This is a genomic window from Flavobacterium sp. KY-23415 (genome assembly GCF_055384985.1).
In genome coordinates this window covers 3,751,264-3,773,488 of sequence record NZ_AP044001.1, presented here as the reverse complement: position 1 = coordinate 3,773,488, position 22,225 = coordinate 3,751,264, and the positions used below count along the sequence as shown (strand labels likewise).

General features: G+C 28.5%; 16 protein-coding genes. 2 read left to right on the top strand and 14 right to left on the bottom strand.

Features of this window, described 5'->3' with window-relative positions; all coding sequences use genetic code 11:
- The first annotated feature begins 143 nt into the window (after window positions 1-143).
- Entirely contained in the window at window positions 144-3,794 is a 3,651-nt protein-coding gene (locus ACZ49Z_RS16465) for a YobI family P-loop NTPase (RefSeq protein ID WP_464305395.1), read from the top strand.
- A gap of 11 nt (window positions 3,795-3,805) precedes the next feature.
- Window positions 3,806-5,518 (top strand): hypothetical protein, encoded by a 1,713-nt coding sequence (locus ACZ49Z_RS16460; protein ID WP_464305394.1) that lies wholly within the window; start codon window positions 3,806-3,808, stop codon window positions 5,516-5,518.
- A 450-nt stretch (window positions 5,519-5,968) separates the two neighbouring features.
- Here ACZ49Z_RS16460 and ACZ49Z_RS16455 read toward each other — a convergent pair whose 3' ends face one another.
- From ACZ49Z_RS16455 to ACZ49Z_RS16390, 14 genes are all read right to left on the bottom strand, one after another.
- Window positions 5,969-6,451 carry a hypothetical protein gene (locus ACZ49Z_RS16455; RefSeq protein WP_464305393.1) on the bottom strand — a complete coding sequence of 161 codons (483 nt, stop codon included), beginning with the start codon at window positions 6,449-6,451 and terminating at the stop codon, window positions 5,969-5,971.
- Window positions 6,452-6,847: 396 nt separating this feature from the next.
- A complete protein-coding gene (locus ACZ49Z_RS16450; RefSeq protein ID WP_464305392.1) occupies window positions 6,848-8,305 on the bottom strand; it encodes a T9SS type A sorting domain-containing protein in 1,458 nt (485 codons plus the stop codon).
- A gap of 118 nt (window positions 8,306-8,423) precedes the next feature.
- Complete coding sequence (locus ACZ49Z_RS16445; protein WP_464305391.1) at window positions 8,424-9,881, bottom strand: T9SS type A sorting domain-containing protein; 1,458 nt, start codon at window positions 9,879-9,881, stop codon at window positions 8,424-8,426.
- A gap of 153 nt (window positions 9,882-10,034) precedes the next feature.
- Window positions 10,035-10,691, bottom strand: a complete 657-nt coding sequence (locus ACZ49Z_RS16440) for a hypothetical protein (RefSeq protein WP_464305390.1) — start codon at window positions 10,689-10,691, stop codon at window positions 10,035-10,037.
- A gap of 210 nt (window positions 10,692-10,901) precedes the next feature.
- Entirely contained in the window at window positions 10,902-12,395 is a 1,494-nt protein-coding gene (locus ACZ49Z_RS16435) for a T9SS type A sorting domain-containing protein (protein WP_464305389.1), read from the bottom strand.
- Between the two features lie 27 nt (window positions 12,396-12,422).
- Window positions 12,423-12,992 carry a hypothetical protein gene (locus ACZ49Z_RS16430; RefSeq protein ID WP_464305388.1) on the bottom strand — a complete coding sequence of 190 codons (570 nt, stop codon included), beginning with the start codon at window positions 12,990-12,992 and terminating at the stop codon, window positions 12,423-12,425.
- Between the two features lie 12 nt (window positions 12,993-13,004).
- Window positions 13,005-14,285 carry a leucine-rich repeat domain-containing protein gene (locus ACZ49Z_RS16425; RefSeq protein WP_464305387.1) on the bottom strand — a complete coding sequence of 427 codons (1,281 nt, stop codon included), beginning with the start codon at window positions 14,283-14,285 and terminating at the stop codon, window positions 13,005-13,007.
- A 131-nt stretch (window positions 14,286-14,416) separates the two neighbouring features.
- Window positions 14,417-15,154: a LytR/AlgR family response regulator transcription factor gene (locus ACZ49Z_RS16420; RefSeq protein WP_464305386.1), complete on the bottom strand. Its 738-nt coding sequence runs from the start codon at window positions 15,152-15,154 to the stop codon at window positions 14,417-14,419.
- Complete coding sequence (locus ACZ49Z_RS16415) at window positions 15,151-17,352, bottom strand: tetratricopeptide repeat protein (protein WP_464305385.1); 2,202 nt, start codon at window positions 17,350-17,352, stop codon at window positions 15,151-15,153. Before ACZ49Z_RS16415 ends, ACZ49Z_RS16420 begins: the two co-directional genes overlap by 4 nt.
- 197 nt (window positions 17,353-17,549) lie before the next feature.
- On the bottom strand, window positions 17,550-19,232 hold the full coding sequence (locus ACZ49Z_RS16410; RefSeq protein ID WP_464305384.1) for a T9SS type A sorting domain-containing protein: 1,683 nt from the start codon (window positions 19,230-19,232) through the stop codon (window positions 17,550-17,552).
- Between the two features lie 72 nt (window positions 19,233-19,304).
- Entirely contained in the window at window positions 19,305-20,282 is a 978-nt protein-coding gene (locus ACZ49Z_RS16405; RefSeq protein ID WP_464305383.1) for an OmpA family protein, read from the bottom strand.
- On the bottom strand, window positions 20,272-21,195 hold the full coding sequence (locus tag ACZ49Z_RS16400) for a phospholipase D-like domain-containing protein (RefSeq protein WP_464305382.1): 924 nt from the start codon (window positions 21,193-21,195) through the stop codon (window positions 20,272-20,274). Before ACZ49Z_RS16400 ends, ACZ49Z_RS16405 begins: the two co-directional genes overlap by 11 nt.
- 41 nt (window positions 21,196-21,236) lie before the next feature.
- Window positions 21,237-21,809, bottom strand: coding sequence for a hypothetical protein (locus tag ACZ49Z_RS16395; RefSeq protein WP_464305381.1), 573 nt, complete (start codon window positions 21,807-21,809; stop codon window positions 21,237-21,239).
- A gap of 1 nt (window position 21,810) precedes the next feature.
- Window positions 21,811-22,212, bottom strand: a complete 402-nt coding sequence (locus ACZ49Z_RS16390) for a lipocalin-like domain-containing protein (protein ID WP_464305380.1) — start codon at window positions 22,210-22,212, stop codon at window positions 21,811-21,813.
- Window positions 22,213-22,225 lie beyond the last annotated feature (13 nt).

Here is a 22,225-nt window from a genome sequence, read left to right as displayed (position 1 = left end):
TCCTCTTTTTTATGGAGTGTTTATTGTTTTGTAAAATATGACATAATGACATTATAAATCATTAAGAACTAGCATACAACTGCCATTTAAAGAAATTTTAATATAAGGCAGGATATTTGATATTTTATCATAAATTTAACAATATGAATAAATATCTACAAAATCTATTTACATTTAAAAAAGTAGAAGCTAAGAAAATGACATTAATTAGCTCACTTGCTCCTAAAGTTTTAACTAAAAATGAAGATTTAGAAAAGATACAACCATATTTAGATAAACTTAAAGAGACTATAGATAGTAAAGGAATCAACAATATTGCTTTAACTGGAGGATATGGTTCAGGAAAGAGCACAATATTGAAGACATTCCAACATTCGAATATTGATAGATATAATTTTCTAAATATATCGTTAGCAGCTTTCAACAAAACAGACGATGAAGGCAGTCTAAAAGAAGGACTTGAAAAGCAACTTGAGATTAGTATATTACAACAAATAATTTATAAGGTAAATCCAAACAAAATACCAGAATCAAGATTTCGAAGAATAATAAATATAAAGCCTGCTAAACTTTTTTTAATTTCCATATGCACTCTATTATGGGTTTGGAGTTCAATTTTACTTTTTAAATACAATTATTTAGACAAACTAAATCCACAAAAATGGGATAATAGTCTAGCTTTTGATTGGGAAAGTTTTTTTATATCTATGATTACATTTGCAGGGTTTGTTTTCTTTTCAAAATGGATTGTTGAAGTATTTAGTAATTCAAAAATAAACAAAGTAAATTTAAAAGGAGAAATTGAAATTGGAGATAATTCCAATAAATCTATACTTAATGAGCATTATGATGAGATTCTATATTATTTTGAAAAAAACAATTTTAATGTAGTTGTAATTGAAGATTTAGATAGATTTGACAATACAAATATTTTTACAAAACTTCGTGAACTAAACATTTTACTTAATAATGCGGATTCAATAAATAACCGAAACTGCTATAAAGATTTTGGTATAAAATTTTTATATGCAGTTGGAGATGATTTATTTAATGATAAAAAGGAAAGAGTAAAATTCTTTGAATATATAATTCCTGTTATTCCATTTATTAATTCTTCTAATGCCAATGAACAATTAAAAACATTAATAAAAGAATCTGATTTAGAAGAAAACGTATTTCCTAAAGAGTTTCTTTCTGATATAACCACTTTTATTGATGATATTGATATGAGGTTGTTAATCAATATCTTCCACGAATTTGTTATTTACAGAAACATACTAAAACCTGATGTTTTAAAAGGTAATGAATCAGAGCTATTTGCAATGATAACTTATAAGAATATTGACCCTGAGGATTTTAATAAGTTGAACAATAAAGAGGGTAAATTATATAAATTGATAAATGAAAAAAAGAAATATACACAAGCATTGCTAACCCAAATAAATAATAAAATTATAGATAGAGAAAATGAAATTGAAAATATTGATAATGAAAATATTTCAGACGTCGAAGAATTAAAAAGCATATATCTTAAAACAATAATAAACAAGCTTCCATCTACTTACTTAGTAAGTAATGAAAATATTAATGACGACATATTTAATAAATTAGGAGATAAAAAAGTAGTGAAATGTAAAGAATATGACAACTATTACAGACAACTTTATGATCGTGAATACCCTATTGTTTTTTCAGAAATTGAAAATGAAGTAAATCCAGATTTTAATTATAATGAAAGAGTCGAATTAATTAAAAGTAAGGATAAGAATAAGAAAAATTTATTACAAAAAGAGATTGAAAAATTAAGGTCTGAAAAATCAGAAATTGAAAATTGGGATTTAAAACAAGTTTTTAAAGAAGTAGATATAAATCAGTATCTAAATGATTTTACGAATAATGGCTTATTAAGAAACCTCATTTTGGAGGGATATATTAATGAAAATTATAATGATTATATTTCGTTATTCCACGAGGTCTCTTTAACAAAAGAGGATAAAAAATTTGAAAGAAATGTAAAAAGTGGTTTTTATGAAGGCTTTGAATATAAACTAACACACATTGAAAATTTAGTTGATAATCACATTGATTTAAAGTATTTTAAAAGAGATACTATATTAAACTTTGATTTGCTTAATTATTTAGGAAATAACTATAATAAATACACAGAAAAATATGATGCAATTATTGGTGTATTATCCAATGATAAGGAAAAATCAATTGAATTCATTGATAAATATATATCGATAGAAGAAAGACCATTAAAGATATTTATTGAGAAATTAGTAAAAAATTGGAAAGGTTTTTGGGATTATATTTACTTAAAAAGCAACTATACATCTGACAAAGAGGACAAATATCTGTCATTAATTATTCAGTATGGATTAATAGACGAAATTCTATCATCGCAAAATAATAATACTTTGACTACTGCAATAATGCAAAAGTCTTATTTTCTTTCATTGGTAAAAAACACAGAAGAATTAAATTATTATAGTAAAATAACGAAACTTATAGAGAAACTTAATGTTAAATTCGAAGAGTTAGAAAATCCAAATAATGAAACAAAAGAACTATTTAATTTTGTTTTTAACAACAGTTACTACCAAATAAACAAAGGTAATATTCTACAAATGATTACTTTGTATGGAAATGTTGATGATGAAAATGATTTCGAAACTTCTAACTACGGAACAATATTACAGTCTAATTGTAAACCTTTAATTGATTATATAAATTCAAACATAAATACTTATGTAGAAGATGTGTATTTAAAGTTAGAACAAAATATTTCTGAAAGTGAAGAATCTCTATTAGAACTATTAAATAATGTAGATTTAGAAAAAAAATTAAAAATTAAAATAATTCAGAAAGTAGATACTCTTATATCTGATTTAAGTAACATTGAAGATATTGAAATAAAAAAACAATTATTAACTAACTTAAAAGTAGTCGCAAATTGGAAAAATGTAATTGATTATTACACTAATTGTGAAAATAAGATTGATGAAAACCTTGCCGAATATTTGAATACAGAAATAGTTAGCAATGAATTATCTAAATTAAAATTACAAAAAGCAGATGAAAAATTTGAAGAAAGTCTATTAGTTTGTAACGAGATTAATGACGATATATACAAAAAGCTATTGGACAGTATATATTTTTTATATAAGCAACTTAGTTTTGAAAATTTAAGTAAAAATAAGGTAGTTAATTTGTCCGTGAGAAAACTTACTACAACTAAATCTAATTATGATAAGTTGAGAGCAAATTTTGCTGATAATCATATAACATTGATTGAAAGAGATTTTAATAAATTCTTTGAAAAAATTGAGGATTTTGAAACTGATGAAGATGATATTTTAATGATATTAAAATCTGATAAGATTACTATTGATAACCGATTTAAGTATATTCCAAAATTAACTGAACAGACAATCATTGATAACAAAGGAATTGCAAAAAAAGTTGGTGAAATCATTTTAAGTAAATCTACTAAAGTTGAATTTGAATTTAATGTAATTGAAAGTATTACAAAAAATTTAGATACTACAGAAAATAAAGTTAAATTCATCAATCTATATTTTACAGAACTTAATAATGATAACATTGTATCGTTAGTGAAAAGTTTAAGTCATAATCATAGTGAGTTATTTGTGAAGCAACATAAACCATTGTTTAATGATAATAGTTATAACAGAGAATTATTGACGAAATTGAGAACAAAAGGATTAATAAATAGTTTTGATATTTATAAAAAGGATAATACAAAAATTAGAGCCGTTGCTAACTACTAAATTTAAGATTGATGAAATTTACAAATAAACTAAGGCTTGAATTTGAGCATGTATTCCCTAATGAAAACGCAAAAGAGATTATTGAGCATTTGAAATTGGCTACTAAAGATGCTCTATTAAATATTATTGGTTTTACTAATACATATCCACAACCAAATTTTGATAATTTCATCGCAAATGAAAATTTAAAGAAAGATATTATTAATAGAGTTAGTAAATATTGTTTCGAAAATAAAATTAAAGGAAAACCTGAAGTAGTATCGAGAGAAGGAAGCCTAAAATTAGCTGAAATAATACTATCTAATAAGGAGAATTTGATAGATAAAAACAATAATCCTAAAAACGATGATTTAGACGAAATAAATTTGTTTAAATCATTTTTATTAATAAATAAACTTATAAATAGTAAACAGAAACTCACTACATCAGAAGATATTGATAATCGAGAAAAACTTTCACAAATGATGATTTCAATGTCTTTCTCTACATCTGATTTAGGAATATTTGAAGATAATATATATGAATTTGGTAAACTAGTTTTTTGTGCTATTGAGAGATTTGAAATACTTATAAAATTTCTAAACTCAACTGATGAATATAAATACTTAGAGGAAGATTTATACAAACATTTTAATGTAGATTCAATAGATGAATTAAGTAAACATGTTAAGTATCTATTCTCAAAATTATTACAATTAAAGACTGCTAACAGTTTTAAATTTGTCGTTGAAGATGAAGAATCAAAACTTTTTTTGAATTCATTAATATCGAATAAAATTGAAATTAAAGATGACTTTACCTCTTTAAAACAATATCCTATTTATAAATTAGATGATGATACATATTCTATTATTGACCACTTTTTTATTGTAGATAAATTCTATAAAAGTGTCAGATTTATATTGAAAAATTCATTTAATAGAAAAAATAATCTGCCTGATAATGATAGAACCTTTTTTAGTTTCTTTAATGCTAAATTTTCAGAGGAATTTTTAATGAAAGACGCATTGGATAGATTATTCAATAAAAAATATTTTGCTAAAAAAAAGGAAAATGTAAATAAACCAAATGAACCTGATTATTATTTAAGACATAACAAAAGAATTTATCTATTTGAAAGCAAAGATGTTTTAATTAAAAAAGAGGTTAAAAGTTCAGGAGATATAGAAAAAATACTAAATGTCCTAAAAGAAAAATTTTTAATAACTAATAAAGGAATTCCGATTGGTATTGGTCAGTTAGTAAATTCAATTTCTCAAATAGTCGAAAATATTTTTGAATACGATGATTTTGTAAATGGAAAAAATAATATAACAATTTATCCAATTTTATTAATTAATGATAGAATTATGGAAATTCCTGGAGTAAATTATATATTGAATCAATGGTATTTGCAATTAATTAAAGATAAATTAAAAGATAAGTTTGATTCAAATTATATTAAGCCTCTAACAATCATTGATATTGATACAATAATTTTTGGTTTAGATTATTTTACTAAAAATGATAATAATTTTAGGGAGTTTATAGATATTCACTTAAAAGAGATGAATACAGTTAGAAAATCTTACGGAAAAACTTTAGAAGAATTTGAAGATTCAACTAATAGAAATTTAATGAAACAAATGTCTCCTATTAGTTTTAGGTATCCACAAGAGCAATTTCCTAAAAATTTATTCATCGAAAAATTTAAAGAAATAATTAATGATTATCCAAATGGATAATGTTTTTTGCTTTAGAAAAAACATTAATATTTTACTAATTGGAGTACTATAAACATATAAACCTACTAAAATAAATAAAAGTCATTTTCTGTATTGGAAAGTAATGACATTTTATCTTTGATACCATCAACATCATCCAGTATTTACTAGAACAACAGAAACATTTTAAAAAATACCTCATAAATACTAATTAATACCTTAGAGGTTTTAAATACTAGCAAAAACATTCTAATTAATCCCTTTTACCTTATAATTAATACCTTTTTGATTCTAATTATAGTCTTTGAGCTAATAATTAATAGCTTTTAGGTTCAAATTATAATGTCAGAGACTATAATTATAGTCTTTTAGATTATCGATAATCTCTTTTAGCTTATAATTTGAGCGTTTGAGGTATTAAACAAAAAAAGACCCCATTGCTGGAGTCTCATTTTTAAGAAATTACAAAACTTATTCCGATTTATTTACATTTCCTTTTCTACTTCTTTTCGCAAAACGCTGGCTTAAATCTTCATAGATGGGTTTTGCAGTTACAATTCCTTTGCTTTGGGCTTCTTTTACTTGTCCGTAATACAACATCGAAGCTTGTAAGGCTTCACTACCGGCTAGCATAATGGTGTCATTTAAATCTGATGTGAGTTGTGCTGCTAAATTTGTCAATGGGCTTAAGGTAGTAACAACGGCTTCGTCTTTTAAAAATTCTGCTTTATCCATATAGGCAGGCACAAACTCTGGATTGGTTTCTACATAGGATTTTGTTTTTTGCACTGTGGCAACCGTTTTGTCTCCCATTTTAAACAACGATACACGTTCTTCTGCGGTAAGTCCTTGTAAGAAAGGAGCTAAAGCTGTTTTGCATTCTTGTAATTTTTGGGTCACCGTATCAATTACTGCTTGAGGAATTTCGATACTAATTTGATTCTTTGTACTCATGTTTTTTAAATTTTTATAGTTTAACACTGCTTTTCACAAAACAATTTATATGCCAAAAAACTTACTTTAACAAATATTTATAGTAAAAATCACATAATTTTAAGATATTAAACTCTAATACCCTTTATCAAAATATACAAAAGATATAATGCTTTATTACAATTATGAGAGTACTGCACTCCGTTTACAAAAGTTTCTTCTTTTAACCTCAAAAGATAGTTCTAGAGTAAATTTGAAAGCATTATGATCACTAAATTAGTACTTCATCAGTACAATTCATACCAAAAAAAAAGTGCTACATGTGTAACACTTTTAAATTAACGTTTGAAAAACAAGACTACACAAAAAGATGTAAATCAATGTCTTATTTCTCACTTCTATAAAGATTTATACCATTTATTCTTTTATAATTTTTTTGGTTACAAACCCTTTATCGGTTTCTAATTGAAACATATAAATTCCTGTAGTTAAACCAGAAAGATCAATTTGATTATTTTCAATTGCTTTTGATTGACTAACTAATGCTCTTCCGTTTATATCTAAAACAGAGTAGTTTTTAAAAGAGATTGCGTCTTGATTTTGAATAGTTAACACATCTTTTACTGGATTAGGATAAATTACAACTTGTTTGGAAAGTTCAAAATCATTTGTACCTAAAGCACAATTGTTACTATAGGAAGCCCATTGATCTTTTATCCACTCAGGTCTAACTCCTGAACCACTAATTTGAATACAATATAAAGTAAGATTGTTATTTGCTTGAAAACCAACTATCCCAATACTATTTCCATTTGCAATATTAAGAGAGGTAAGATAATTATTTTGACAATAAAAGTACTTTAAAGAAACACAACTACTTACATCTAAACTTGTCAATTGATTATTATTACAATATAAATAATCTAAACTCGAACATTCACTTACATCAAGACTGGTCAATTGATTACCATTACAATACAAATAATCTAACAAAACATTTTGTGAAATGTCTAAACCACTAAGCTGATTAAAAGCACATCCAAAATAAGTAAGGGCAGTATTATTACTAACATCTATATTTGAGATCATATTGAATCCACAATCTAAAAAGGTTAATTGACTATTATTAGTAACGTCTAAGCTTGTTAATTGATTATTGTAACAATTCAAAGTTCTTAGGGCTGGTTGATTACTCACATTTAAACTGGTTAACTCGTTATTCGACACATATAATACTTCTAAAAGTAAATTATTGGTAACATCTATAGTAGTCAATGGAGTACCATAGACCGATAAATTTTTTAAATTTAGATTTTGAGAAACATTTAAACCTGTAAAAGATTCATTTCCGCAATGCAAACTTTCTAAATTACTATTTTGAGAAGTATTTAAAGCTGTAATTAAATTAGTTTGACAGTTTAATCCAATCAAATTAGTATTTTGTGTAATATCTAAATTAGCTAGTTGATTATTATTACAACCTAAATTGGTTAATGCACTGTTTAGCGTAACATCTAAATTGGTTAGTAAATTATAACCACACTCCAAACTTATTAAATCTATATTTTGATTGACTGATAAATTTGTTAATTGATTATTATTACAAAACAAAATAGTTAGATTTATAAATGCTTCAATTCCTGTTAAATCTGAAATATTCTTATAACTAACATTTATTTTTCCCGAATAAGCATTTGCTTCAGACACCTGTATTTCTCCATCATCATTAGTATCTATTTTAGAAACACCATAACTTGTTATTGTTACACCATGTGCCAATAGTGCATTTTTAAAATTCGTATCGGGAATATTTACATTTTGAGCAATGCTTAAATTTGCTAAAATTAGAGAGAGAATAAGTAAAGTTTTTTTCATTTTTTTGTGATTTATGTTTCGGCAAAATTCTATAATATAGCAATACAGGTTTTCACCCAAAATGGGTGATTTTTTTATAAAAAAAGCCGATTCGAAATCGGCTTTTGAAGGAAAAGAATTATTCTTTTATAATTTTTTTGGTTACAAATCCTTTATCTGTTTCTAATTGAAGCATATAAACTCCAGTAGTTAAACCCGTAAGATTGATTTGATTGTTTTGAATTGCTTTAGATTGACTAACTAATGCTCTTCCGTTTATATCTAAAACAGAGTAGTTTTTAAAAGAGATTGCGTCTTGATTTTGAATAGTTAACAAATCTTTTACTGGATTAGGATAAATTACAACTTGATTGGAAAGTTCAAAATCATTTGTACTTAAAGCACAATTGTTACTATAGGAAGCCCATGAATCTTTATACCAGCCACTTGAAGGCGGCGTAAAGCCATTGTCAATCTGAATACACGTTAAATTAGGATTGTTAGTAGCATCAAAACTGATAATATCACTATTACTTCCATTCGCTACATTTAAATAAGTCAACTGATTATTATAACACCAAAGCGTAGTTAATGCAGCATTCTGACTTATATCTAAACTTGTTAATTGATTAAAATATAAATAAAGCCTTATTAATCCTGTGCATTGGGTTATATCTAAACTCGTTAATTGATTATTGTTACAATATAAAATTGTCATGGCTGTATTTAGATCTAAACTTGTTAATTGGTTATTTTCACAGGTAACCGAATTTAATTCTGTATTTTGACTTAGATCTAAACTTGTTAATTGGTTCTCATCACAGTTAAGAAATTCTAATACTATATTCTGAGTTACATTTAAACTAGTTAGTTGATTAGAATAACAGGCTAGCTCAGTTAATTGCGTATTTTGACTTACATTTAGACTGGTTAGTTGATTACTCCCACAGTAAAGCACAGACAATGTTACATTTTGAGTGACATCTAAATTTGTTAACTGATTAGAAGAACAAATTAGTTGTATTAAAGCTGTATTCTGAGTTACATTTAAACTAGTTAGTTGATTAGAATAACAGGTTAGCTCAGTTAATTGCGTATTTTGACTTACATCTAGACTGGTTAGTTGATTATCATTACAATTTAAATATATTAGAGACGTATTTTGAGTTACATTTATACTCGTTAATGAATTAGAACTACATCTTAAATCCGTCAAAGCTACATTTTGAGAAACATCCAAACTTGTTAATTGATTATTATAACAATATAAATATATTAGAGCCGTATTTTGAGTTACATTTATACTCGTTAATGAATTAGAATTACAATATAATTTTGTAATATTCTCAAAAGCTTCAATACCCGTTAAACTAGAAATGTTTTTAGAACCAACACTTACAAGCCCCGTATATGCTGATGCTTCAGTAACTTGTATTTCTCCATCATCATTGGTGTCTATTTTTGAAATACCAGGCCCTGTAATTGTTACACCATGTGCCAATAGTGCATTTTTAAAATTCGTATCGGGAATATTTACATTTTGAGCAATGTTTAAATTTGCTAAAATTAGAGAGATAATAAGTAAAGCTTTTCTCATTTTTTTGTGATTTATGTTTCGGCAAATTTCTATAATTTAACAGCACAAGTTTTCACCCAAAAAAGGTGATTTTTAAACATAAAAAAAGCCGTTTTAAAAACGACTTTTTTTATCAATGTTATATCTAATAGAATTGATATGCTTAATTTGGATTTAATAATCCACATCTAACTCGTCAAAATCTTCAATTTGAGAAAGATCAAGCAATGTATCTATTTTAATTTTACTCCATGTATCTTTAAAAACCTCATCGCCTCCTTCTGCATCTTCATTGGTGTTTTCTCTAACTAATTTCTTTTTGATTAAAAAATTAATGCTGGTTTGATTCCTTATAACTACACCTCCATTTGTTTCGTCATAACCAATTAATTTAAATTTTGATTCTTGATACCTAAAAGTATAACTCCAATAACCATATCTTCCATGACCATAACGCACTATTAGATTACCTCTTTTTATTTCAAAATAAAGTTCTGGAGCAAAATAAACGCCTCCGTCTTCATGCTCTGAAGAAAAACAATCTAAATTTTCTGTTATTTTTTGATAATTGTTTTTGTTATTAAATAGAATAATAATGCCTCTACGGTTGCGATCAACAATTTCATCAAATCGGTTGCTTACAATACTTTCTGCATCGGTTCCTTTTATAATGAGTACGCAGTCTTCTTGATTGTCTTTATTTAAATCCCCAAAAATAGTATCGTGTAAAACATATCCTTTTGGAATAAAAGCTGCTACGCTATTCTTTTGTGCATAACTAATCACGTTTCCTAAAAATAATAGTAGCGCAATTTTTTTGAGATTTTTCATATGTAGATATTGTATTGTTTCAAATAAATTTAGAAATCATGTCTTTTTGTGTTTTTCTTTTTCTCGTTCTAAAAACTTGGAGCGCATTATGAGCAATGAATTAGTCCTTAATTTGTGCAACGCTTGTCAAAAAAAAAGTGCTACAAATGTAACACTTTTAAATCCACGTTGTAACCCAACTTCTAATTTCTCACAGCTGTAAAGGTTTGTTTATTCTTTAATGATTTTTTGGGTCACTGTTTGCTCACTATTACTAATTTTTAATAAGTATATGCCCGAGGCTTCATTAGACAAATCAATCTTCTGTAAAGACGAATCTATTGTACTAGAATAAACTACTACACCTAAAAGGTTTCTTATCTCAATTACTGTAGATGTAGCTAACCAATGATTAGGTACTTCAAGAGTGAATAAACCCTTTGTTGGATTAGGATATGCAATAATGTTTGTCGTCGCTTCCGTTGTATCAAAATCGGCTTTATTAGCACTTTTTGAGTCACAATAATAAGGTGTAGAATATTCAATCTTATAACTAGATATTGTTTTATTTGACTTCCAAAAATGGTATCGTGTTGGAAAAAATTGGTTACTAAACCCTATAATATCGGATGGCTTTCCTTGGGTTAAACCTGAGGTTCTTGAATCATATTCAACTATTTTACCCGATATTTGGTCTGGATTTAAATCAAGTTGCCAATCTGAATTAGGTATGTGTTGTATATTTTCATCATTGTCAAAAGAAGTCCCATTCGACGTCCAAACTTCCATGCGGGTAACTCCATTGTTTATAGGTCTTTTATAAAATGCAACAATATCATCATAGTTTTCTCCTCTCCTATCTATATTTAATGAGAGCACGCGTTTTGATATATTCTCAGCTATAAAATTTTCATTAGGGTGACTTTTATACCATCCGTTTGATCCTTGATACCAGAAACTTGATCCTGTTGATAACCATACGTGAATTCTAATTTCTCCTCCTCCATAATCATAAAAAGCTGCTATATCATCTACCTTACCATCTTTATCAAAATCACCAGAAACAACACGATCGGTTACTCTACCAGCAGTATAACCTGTACTATTCCACCAACCTGTAGAATACTGATATGAAAAAGTTGCTCCTGTCCATAACCATACATGAATTCGAGTTTCTCCATTTCCATAATCATAAAAAGCAGCTATGTCATCCCAATTGCCGTCCCCATCAAAATCACCAGAAACTACTCTTCCCGTTATTTTATCAGGATCATATCCATTAAGAGAATAGACACTACTTTGAGTAAATACTGGTTGAGACGCTCCATTACTTTTAAACAAATCGAAACGCATGCTAGAAGCACCTGTTTTATTTATTAATATAAAATCATCTATATGACCATCGTTGTCAAAATCTCCTTTAACCATTCTCCCACTAACATTGGCTAAGTCATAATTAAAAAAGTTGTAGTTTTCATTTAATGTTCTATTGCCATTACCATCACTGGTTAGTGTATAAAGTTTAAATTGATTTATAACATTGCTATATCGTAGCATAACAACATCGTTAATAACTTTATCATTAGAGTTATCTTGAGAGAAATTCCCCGAAACAATATAATCTGTAGCATAGAACGGATAGAAATTACAAGCTTCATAACTTTGAGCTAAAATAGAGTGAATCCCTATTAGAAAAACGCCTAGTGTGTGCAATACTTTTTTCATGTAATTTGATTTATAGTTTTAATTATTTTAATAATCCATTTTAATTAATTCTCCATCTAAAGTGTACGAAAAACGAAACCTTGTTCCTCCATTCTTGGGTTCTAAATTCACTCCATAATAAGCTTTTGAAATATCTCCATTATCTGGAAAATTAATAAAAGCGATATGCAATTTAGAATCTTCAATATTTTTCTCTTTAGTAAGCTGGGCTTTGGATTTTTCTACTAATTCACCCAATTTTTTCAAATTAATAGTTTCGTTCAATTGAAACATAAAATCAGAAGCATTTGTATCTTCTGGAATTTCAATAGTAACGTCAGACGTTTGGTTCCAATGGTCTTGTGTTTGGTTCCATTGCTCCATTTTTAAAGACGCTGGGTTTTCTGTGACGGTTACACCAAGAATATTCCCAATGGCTTCATTATAGGTAATAGACAAATCGGTATAGTATGCATTGTTTCCAAATTTGTTTTTAATCTGATTTTCAATTGTAGTGAAACCAGCAGCTGTGGCTTCCTGTTTTGAAGCTCCTCCTCCACAAGAAATAAGGAATATGCTTAAAAATAACAGTAAAATTGCAATGTTAATTTTTCTCATAATTATTTAGTTTTATTCAATTAGAACTTTTTTCGCAATCGAACCTTTATCAAAGTGTAATACTAGAATATAAATCCCTTTCGAATAGGAAATAGTAGCTATTTCGCTTTCATTTCCTTTTGTTATTTCTTGACCAGATAAATTGTAAATAGCATAACGCTCTAATTGCAATTGGCTACTTGCCAACACTTTAATACTATTTTCAGTTGCAATTATTTTAATATCGTTTTCTAATTCAAAAGTTGAAGAATTAAGTAAAGCATCTTCAGTTACAGGTGCAAAGCCAGTCCATAAAGCACCACTATCTGTAACGTATGCTCCACTAGTGCTAGGTGGAATGTGAAGATGAATGGTACCTCTATTTTGTGCAAAAGAATCTTGATCAAATTGACCTATAGGATCTGTGGTAATTGAAGGAGGTGTTATCGCTTCAGAAAAAACATCTGTTAATGGATTAGAAAGAAAAGCACCACTCCCTATAAAAGTTACATTTTCTGGAATGGTAACTGTATTCAATTGATTACCAATAAATGCTTGAGAACCAATACTTGTAATATTATTTGATAAAGTAAGAGTTGTTAAATTATTTGAAGTAAAAGCACTATTTCCAATATTAGTTACATTATTTGGAATTGTAACACTAGTAATATCATTAAAAGCAAATGTAAAAGCATTAATAGAAGAAATACCCGTTGGGATACTAATACTAGTTAATGCACAATTGGAAAATGCAGATTGACCAATGCTTGTAATTCCATTATGCAATTGTACATTTATTAAATCGAGATTGTAACTAAAAGCATTACTTCCTATAGATGTTATATTGTTTGGAATTATAAGACTACTTATGTTATTAGTATTAAAAGTCCATTGTTCAATCAAAGTCATACTTGTTGGAATAGTAACACTTGTCAAAGCGCAATTATTAAAAGCATATTGACCTATACTAGTAATTCCATTATGTAATGGAGCACTCGACAAATTTGTATTGTTAGTAAAAGCAAAACTTCCAATGCTAGTTACACTAGTTGGAATAATTACACTTGTTAGATTGTCTTGACTAAAAGATGAAGTTCCAATTTCTGTTACAGTATAAGAAATATTTGTGTTTGGATTTATCACGGTTGATGGAATTACAACTGAAGTTCCTCCAGATACATTATAATCGTTAGTACTAACGGTGTTGTTTGTTGTAGATGTTACCTGATAAGTAATAAAATCGACTGTAAATGCCTGAGATAGTCCAATTGTAGAATAACTCAAAGCGATTAAAATAAGTAATTGTTTTTTCATGTTGTGATTTTTTAAATGATATTAACCAAAAGTAGCTGTTACTTACACAACAAGAAACACCCAACCAATATCTGATACATTACAATCGATATTCGTTAAATGTGAATAAAAATTTGATTTAGGAAATTTTACTATTTCCTATTCCAATGGAATAAAGAAGAAAGAAAACTTTCTTTTTTGCGACTAGAAACAGGTATTTTTGTACCGTTTTTTAAATAAATAGTCCCCGATTTATCGTATTTATCAACAAACTTCATATTTATCATGAAGGATTGATGCGGACGCTGAAAATTGGCTGCTAACAAGCGATCTTCAAATTCTTTAAGGGTTTTTGAAACCAAATGTTTATTGCCATCACTACAATAAAAAGTAGTATAACCTTTATCGGATTCGCAATAAATGAGTTCGTCTAAATTGATTACTTGATAGCTGTCCTGAAAAGATAAAATAATATGGTTGCCTTCATTATTATAGACTTGTTTTGTTTTAGCAATTTTAGCCTGCTGTTCTTCTGCCGTATGCTTTGCTATTTTTTGCAAGGCAATTTTTAACTCTTCAATGTCAACAGGCTTTAGCAAGTAATCTACAGCTCCAATTTTTAAAGCTCTTAGTGCATATTCTTCATAAGCGGTAATGAATATAATTTTAAAATCAATAGCATCTAATTTATCTAAAAAGTCAAACGCAGTACCATCAGCTAAATTAATATCTAGAAATACGAGTTCTGGCTTACAAGTTTTGGTAACAATCACTGCTTCTTGCACCGATTCGCATTCACCAATAACCTCAACATTGGCATCAATCATTGAAAGAAGATTTAATAATCCTTTTCTAATATATTCTTTATCTTCTACTATTATTGATTTCATAATACTGTTTTACTATAAGGGATTTGAATGGTTACTTGTGTTCCTTTTTCATTAAACTTACTTCTATCTTCAATGCTAATAGAACTTTCCATTTTAAAATCTTTTGACAAATAGTCTAAACGTTCTTTTGTAATTTTTGTTGCCAACGATTTTTTGTTTTGATTGGTATTTCGTTCACTAGAATCGATACCCATTCCATTATCTAAAATGACACAAATTAATTTCGCATTTACTAAAGTAAGCTTTATTTCAATTTTACAATCTTCTTTTTGTTCTTTAAAAGCGTGTTCGATAGCATTTTCAACAAAAGGTTGAATGAGCATCGGTGGCACTTTCATAGTATTGGTTTCTATAGCCTTATCGACATCTAATTGAAAAGTAATCTTTTCGTTCTCAATGTTTTGCAAGGACAAATAATTTTCAATAGCTTCTAATTCTTGCGAAAGCAAAACCGTTTTATCTCTTGAGTTTTCCAAAGTAATACGCAACAGTTTTGAAAACTTAGACAAATAATTCACCGATTTCGATTCTTCTTTATTCAAAATCATGCCTTGCAATACTGAAAGCGAATTGAATATAAAATGCGGTGTCATTTGCGTGCGCAACAATTTTTGTTCGGTAATGATGTTTTGGGTTTTTGCTCTAGAATTTCTCAACTTCAAGTAGAAAATAACACTTCCCAATACCAAAGCAATCACTAAAAAACTAATAATACCTAGTAATAAATTGCGTTGCGATTTTTCTAAATCTTTTGTAGTTGTTTCAACAGTTTTGGTGAGTTTTGTTTCTCTTTTTTCAGCATCGTCTAGTTCTTTTTTGTATTTGTATTCATATTCTATTGCTGCAATTTTTTTAATATTTTCTTCATTTAAAAGACTGTCGCTTAAAATTTTATATTGCTCATGATTTTCTAGTGCGTTTGGATAATCTTCAAGTTGCTTATAAATAGCAGATAATAAATGTGTCACTTCACTTTGATAATTGATAAGTTTAAGCTTTTTGGATATTTCTTTACTTTTCATGGCATTGGTTAATGCATCAGTATATTTTTTTTGCTTAAAATAAACTTTTGCAAGACCCAGATAAGAATTACACAAACCCAATGCATTGTCTAACTCTAAATTCGTTTTAATGGCTTCCTTAAAATAGTAGTTTGCTGTTACAACATCGTTCAGCTGAAAATAAATATCGCCAATGTTGTTTAAGCATATTCCAATGTATGCTTTTATATTATGCTCCTTAAAAATTTCTAAAGCTTCTTTAAATTTTTCAAGTGCCGTTTTAAACTCTTTTTTTTCTTTATAGGCTAAACCTAAATTATTCAGTAATTCAGCAGTGCTTTGTTTGTTGCTTTTTTTTCTGTGATATTTAATTGACTCATTATAGTAATTTATTGCTTTATCATAGTTTTTAATACTAAAGTGAATTACACCAATATTAGTTAGTGAAAATGACATGCTGAGTGTGTCTTTGATCGCTTTATTGATAGATAAAGATTCATTATGATATTTTAGAGCTAAATGATAATTCGCTTGATAGGAATGAACAGCTCCTAAACTATTGTAGGCACGTGACATTCCTTTTTGATCATTTGTTTGTTTGCAAATTGTTAAAGATTTTTCATAATAGGAAACTGCCTTTGGATAATTTCCTAATTGAAGATAAGACGATCCAATAAAAAGTAGATTACTAGATACGCCTTGACTATTCGCTAATGTTTGATAATGTGTTATCGATTTTAAATAGTATTTTACTGCATCGTTATATTTTCCCTCATAATAAAAAAATGTTCCCATATCATTATAGCATTCGGCTAAACCACTCGTAAAATCAATTTTTGCATATAATTGTAACGCTTCAGAATAATACTGAAATCCGTCTGTATAATTGGAATAAACAGATGTTGCTTTACCTTTCAGGTGCCAACTTTTTGCTCCTCCTTTTTTGTAGTGAATAGCATTTGCAATTAATAAAGAAGCTTCTGCATAGGAAACGGCTTGTTTGGGATTCTCTTTATAAGACAGAAGTGCTAATTGATTAAGCATATTTACACGAACAGTGTCTTTAGCTTTATGCTTTTGCAGTGCTATTTTTAAGCTGTCTATTTTGGGATTTTGGGAAAACAAAAGTTGTGCTATCAATAAAAAACCAATAGATAGCAAATATTTAAAATTATTGAAAAAACGATATAAAAGCATCAAATTTAATTTGGTTTGAAATCAAATTTAAGATATTCAAAGCAATTAATGATTCGTTTCATTGCAAAAAGTCTGTGACTCTATCATTTTGACCAAAGGGAGAAGTCACATACTATTAATGTGATTTCTCCCTTTGATCGAATGAATTAACCTTTACAAAAATAACAAACTAGACGTTGAGAACTTTTTGGATGCGCTTAATATTTATTAATTTTTTGAATTTTTGAACTCGAATTAGACGTTAATTTCAAAATATAAATTCCGTTATCAAGATGGCTTATATCTATTTTCTTTTCTTTTGATTGTAGTATCAATTTACCTCTAACATCATAAACCTCTGTAGTGACAGCTTCATCTTGAACACCAATATTAATAAAATCTTTTGTTGGATTGGGATAAGCCACTGTAGTATTGCTACTCAATTCAAAATCAGTATTACTTAAAGCTGTTTCTGTTAATTTCCATAACTCAACACCTCCTGTAGCGGTGTTTGCTCCAAAATAGAGACTACTGTTCAATACAATTGGTTTAAAATTAAGATTTGAAACAGGAACGTTTGGCATACCAGTATTGGTTAATTGTTGCGTTTCAGAGTTTGTGCCGTCTGTAACCCAAATTTGTTGACTGCCATGATTAAAATACATTCTATTATTTATAATAGCATACTGTTTGTTATCTATTAAACCTGAAGAAAAACTTGTGTTTCCCAAAGCGGAATAGTCAACTGCTTTTACTGTGCCAGAAGCTGTACCATCTGTTTTATAAATTTCATAAATAGTAGTTCCATTACTCCCATCGCAAGCAGCAAAATGGAGTTCGTTGTTTAATTCGAAGAAATAATTACGTACATATGACAAACTTCCATTTAAATTTCCTGGAAAAATATCCTTAATAAAAACGATTCCGTCTGTAGCATTATAACGAAATAATTCTCTTCCTAAAATTTGATTTAAACCTACATCATACACATTAGCCGAAAAATATAGATCATTGTTATAAATATAAAAACCATTTGGAGAACTACTTTTACCAAAAGCTGGATTTAAATTATTTGGAAAAATATCAGCAACTAATTCCACTGTAATGCCATCCGTTCTATATAACTCTTCACCTATTGCACCATTATCTGCTGCAAAATATAAATAGCCATCATACACTTGAAAATGTCTTGGGTTTGAACCTGCTGCAAGCGTATTACTTGTACTCGGATTAATTTCAGCAAATAAGTTGGTTCCTGCCTCAGTTCCGTCTGTAACATATAATTCAGGATTCATACCATCTGTATTTTTACCTGTAAAATACCATTTTCCATTAAACTCTATAAAATTATCACCAAAAACAAAACCAACTGGATCAAACACTTTTACAGTTCCTGTAGGCGTTCCATCAGTTTTCCAAAGTGAAAAAGCTGCTGGTTGGTCTCTTGCAGTAAAATACAATTCACCATTTTTTATAAAATATTGATGCAATGGTCTTGGTGTTTCAAAAACTTGAGAACTTGCATTTCCTGACCAAATATCTTTTAGCATTAGGGTACCTAATTCCGTACCATCGGTTACCCAAAGTTCTTCTCCTTCTGCTGTTGTGGTAGCTTTAAAAAATAATAGATTATTAAAAACAAATAACGGTTTTGGCACAGATGAAGCTCCTCCATTAATATTCTTTACCATTTGAATATTACCAACTGAACCATTTGATTTATACAGTTCTTCCTGAAATTGATTTGTGGCTCTGAAGTAGATTTCGCCATTATACTCAACAAAATCTCTTGGAGAACTGTTGTTTGTACCTGTCCAAATATCGGCTACTTGTTCAAATTGGTATTGTGCAGTAACCGAAAAAATGCTTAAAAAAAACATGATAAATGTAGTTGTTCTCATAAAAATAGGGTTTACTTTCTCCGTTAGTAAAAAACCAACTAAAAAGTAAACCCTAAATAGTAAAAACCAACCTTATTTTTTCTTTAAAACAATTTCAACTCTACGATTTTTCGCTCTTCCTTCTTCGGTTTCATTTGTTGCAACTGGACAAACAGGTCCAACACCAATTGGCGTTACCCGAGATTCAAAATTTCCAAATTGCTTCAACGCTTCGGCAATTTTACTAGCTCTTCCTTCTGCTAATAATGTATTTTCTCCAAAGTTTCCAATATCGTCAGTGTGTCCTACAATATAGATTTTAGCTTTTGGATTTTGTTTCAAATAATTCCCAATTAGCGCTAATTCTTTTTCAGACTGAGGCTTTAAATCGGTTTTTCCAGTATCGAATAGAATTCCGTAAAGTGCAATTTTACCTTCTTTTTCCAATCTTTCTTTAAAAATATCGGCATTCAATTCTATCATTCCCGTTTGCATATTATCTACTTCAATAATTTCAACTAAGATTTTAACTGGATTTTCATCATATTTTGGAGTAGCTGCCACAACAACATAATAAATTTTAGCCGATGTAGTTACTTTAGCAAACAGATAACGTTGCGAAACGTGATAGGCATTAAACGATTCGTAATGACTGATTTCTCCATTACTTTCTCTGTTGGCTTCTCCAAAAGTCGCATTAAAAAAATGGGCTGCATACCAAGTTGTTGTTCCATCGCACTCGCCTCCTTTACATTTGAATAAAATTTCGGCATTTTGTTTTTTAAAAGCATCTTCATAGTTTTTCATAATTTCTATGGTACTTTTATTTTTTGGTGCTTCATAAACAATAGAGGTTTGTTTTCCTGAAACGTCTAACCATTTTTTGGGTTCTTTATCATATTCTGCAGGTGCAATAGGATAATGCGTTTCATAATAATCACGTTCAAAATAATATTTGATTTCTGTTCCTGGATAACGTGTTAAAAGCTCGTGATCCTTTGCACCTGCAATGTCTTGGGCTTGAATTAAATTTACTACTAATGCAAACAAAAATAAAAGATTAGTTTTCATAGGTATATTTATAAATAGTTGTTTCTGTTACATTGTTTTGGTCGTCAAAATCTGTTTTCGTAGCTTGTAATGGATATCCATTATTATCAAAGGAATATTGATAGGTTGAAGTAGATAAAAGAGTCGGACTTGAAGCTCCATCATAAACTTTAACGTTTTCAATTAAATGTTGTTCTAATTCAAAAAGTTTTAAACTAGAATTTATCTCAAAAAGTTTACTGCGATTGTCATTAAAACCCAAATTTGTTACGATAATATTTTCTTGAGCCGTATGCTCTTTATAGAGTTTATACAGTGGATTTTTACGATTTGTATAGGTATAATTCTTTTTTGAAGCTATGATCCAAGGTTCTGTATTACTAAATCTATAATATTGCCAAACATCTGTTACTTGTCCATTATTATCATAATAATAATCGAATCTACTGCCGTCTATTCCGAACTCTGCCTCAGAAACAACACTAATTAGTTGATTACCATCATAAATAAACGATATGTCTTTAATTGGATTATTCGCATCATCTCTAATTTCTATCTTCTCCAACTTGTTGTTCACATAGCTAAAAATATATTTGTCTTGAGAAATTCCATCGATAATTTCAATAATATTTCCTTCCGAATTACGGGAATAAATAGTTTTGTACGTTGGTGTATCGTTATACCAAAATCCTACTAATTTATTATTTTCATATTGCAACGAATAGTCTTGTTCTGCAGCATTTATTCCACCAATCCATTCCTCAGAATTGTTATATGAATAGGTTATCTTCCCTGAGTTATTTGCATTATATATATACTCAAAAGAAGTTAGTTTTTTAGTTGGTTTTGCAATTGGGTTGTCATCGTCATTAGTACAAGATGTAAAAATTAATATAAATACAACTACTCTAATAATGCTAAAAATATCTTTCATAATTTCTCTTTAATTGTTTTTCCTATCTCAACAAGTCTACTTTAGATGAGTTCTGTTGATGCATCGATAGATTTATGAGCATTATAGGTAATATCTACTCTATACTCATTATTTACTTGAAATGTTATTTTTTGAACGCTTTGAAAGCTAGGTTGTTCCCAATGGTAAGCAAAGTCTCCAAAGTTTTCTAGTGGCGTTGGTTTGATGATTATGGTTTGGTTATTTTCACGTGCGGATAAGCCATTTTGTAAATCCAATTCTAACATTCTAGAAAAGGTAGCGCCCATATCTTCTGTTTTTGAAGTGATGTCTATCATAATCTGACTTCCTGCAACAGAACCTTTTTCTTGAGTCCATATAAACTGGCATTGCTTTTTGCTGCCATATTGATCTCTGGCATACATCTCAATAGTTGAGACATTTTTGATGTCAAAAACACGAACTAATTGTTCAGCATTAAATAAATCGCAAGGATTTTTGGGAGTTACGACTTTGTTTTCTAAAACTTCTGTTTCGTTTTTAGTATTTTCTGATGCGTTGTTTTCTGTTTTTTTGTTACAACTAACAAGTACAAGCATAATTAGAAAAAAAACAGTGACTAATTTTATTTTCATATTATTCCACTTTAGAAAGATAGAGAACGTTCCCATTTTCTTTAGTATAGACCAATTCTTGAGACGTAAGTGTGTTTACAGTATTAGTTTCTGTAATTATATTAGACGATTTGAAAGTGAGTCTATTTTCTTCTAATGTGTAGCGGTATTGAATTGTACTTGGATTGCAGTTATTCACTACAGAAGAGGTAATTGCAATACTAACAACTTCGTCATTAAAATTATATTTCCACGGAATAGGACATTCATTGGGTACTTCCTCGCCATTTACAACTAATTTGGTCAGCTTCCATTGCCCTTTAATCAAGTTTTCTGTTTCTGGAGTATCTTCTTTTTTAGAACAGCCTAATCCGATAATAAATAGTAATAATAGGCAGATGGGTTTCAATAATAGTGTTTTCATTTTTATTTTGGTT

Excerpts from the sequence above, each read along its gene's own strand:
- ACZ49Z_RS16465 (WP_464305395.1), top strand. The coding sequence starts at position 144 with ATGAATAAATATCTACAAAATCTATTTACATTTAAAAAAGTAGAAGCT.
- ACZ49Z_RS16460 (WP_464305394.1), top strand. The coding sequence starts at position 3,806 with ATGAAATTTACAAATAAACTAAGGCTTGAATTTGAGCATGTATTCCCT.
- ACZ49Z_RS16455 (WP_464305393.1), bottom strand. The coding sequence starts at position 6,451 with ATGAGTACAAAGAATCAAATTAGTATCGAAATTCCTCAAGCAGTAATT.
- ACZ49Z_RS16450 (WP_464305392.1), bottom strand. The coding sequence starts at position 8,305 with ATGAAAAAAACTTTACTTATTCTCTCTCTAATTTTAGCAAATTTAAGC.
- ACZ49Z_RS16445 (WP_464305391.1), bottom strand. The coding sequence starts at position 9,881 with ATGAGAAAAGCTTTACTTATTATCTCTCTAATTTTAGCAAATTTAAAC.
- ACZ49Z_RS16440 (WP_464305390.1), bottom strand. The coding sequence starts at position 10,691 with ATGAAAAATCTCAAAAAAATTGCGCTACTATTATTTTTAGGAAACGTG.
- ACZ49Z_RS16435 (WP_464305389.1), bottom strand. The coding sequence starts at position 12,395 with ATGAAAAAAGTATTGCACACACTAGGCGTTTTTCTAATAGGGATTCAC.
- ACZ49Z_RS16430 (WP_464305388.1), bottom strand. The coding sequence starts at position 12,992 with ATGAGAAAAATTAACATTGCAATTTTACTGTTATTTTTAAGCATATTC.
- ACZ49Z_RS16425 (WP_464305387.1), bottom strand. The coding sequence starts at position 14,285 with ATGAAAAAACAATTACTTATTTTAATCGCTTTGAGTTATTCTACAATT.
- ACZ49Z_RS16420 (WP_464305386.1), bottom strand. The coding sequence starts at position 15,154 with ATGAAATCAATAATAGTAGAAGATAAAGAATATATTAGAAAAGGATTA.
- ACZ49Z_RS16415 (WP_464305385.1), bottom strand. The coding sequence starts at position 17,352 with ATGCTTTTATATCGTTTTTTCAATAATTTTAAATATTTGCTATCTATT.
- ACZ49Z_RS16410 (WP_464305384.1), bottom strand. The coding sequence starts at position 19,232 with ATGAGAACAACTACATTTATCATGTTTTTTTTAAGCATTTTTTCGGTT.
- ACZ49Z_RS16405 (WP_464305383.1), bottom strand. The coding sequence starts at position 20,282 with ATGAAAACTAATCTTTTATTTTTGTTTGCATTAGTAGTAAATTTAATT.
- ACZ49Z_RS16400 (WP_464305382.1), bottom strand. The coding sequence starts at position 21,195 with ATGAAAGATATTTTTAGCATTATTAGAGTAGTTGTATTTATATTAATT.
- ACZ49Z_RS16395 (WP_464305381.1), bottom strand. The coding sequence starts at position 21,809 with ATGAAAATAAAATTAGTCACTGTTTTTTTTCTAATTATGCTTGTACTT.
- ACZ49Z_RS16390 (WP_464305380.1), bottom strand. The coding sequence starts at position 22,212 with ATGAAAACACTATTATTGAAACCCATCTGCCTATTATTACTATTTATT.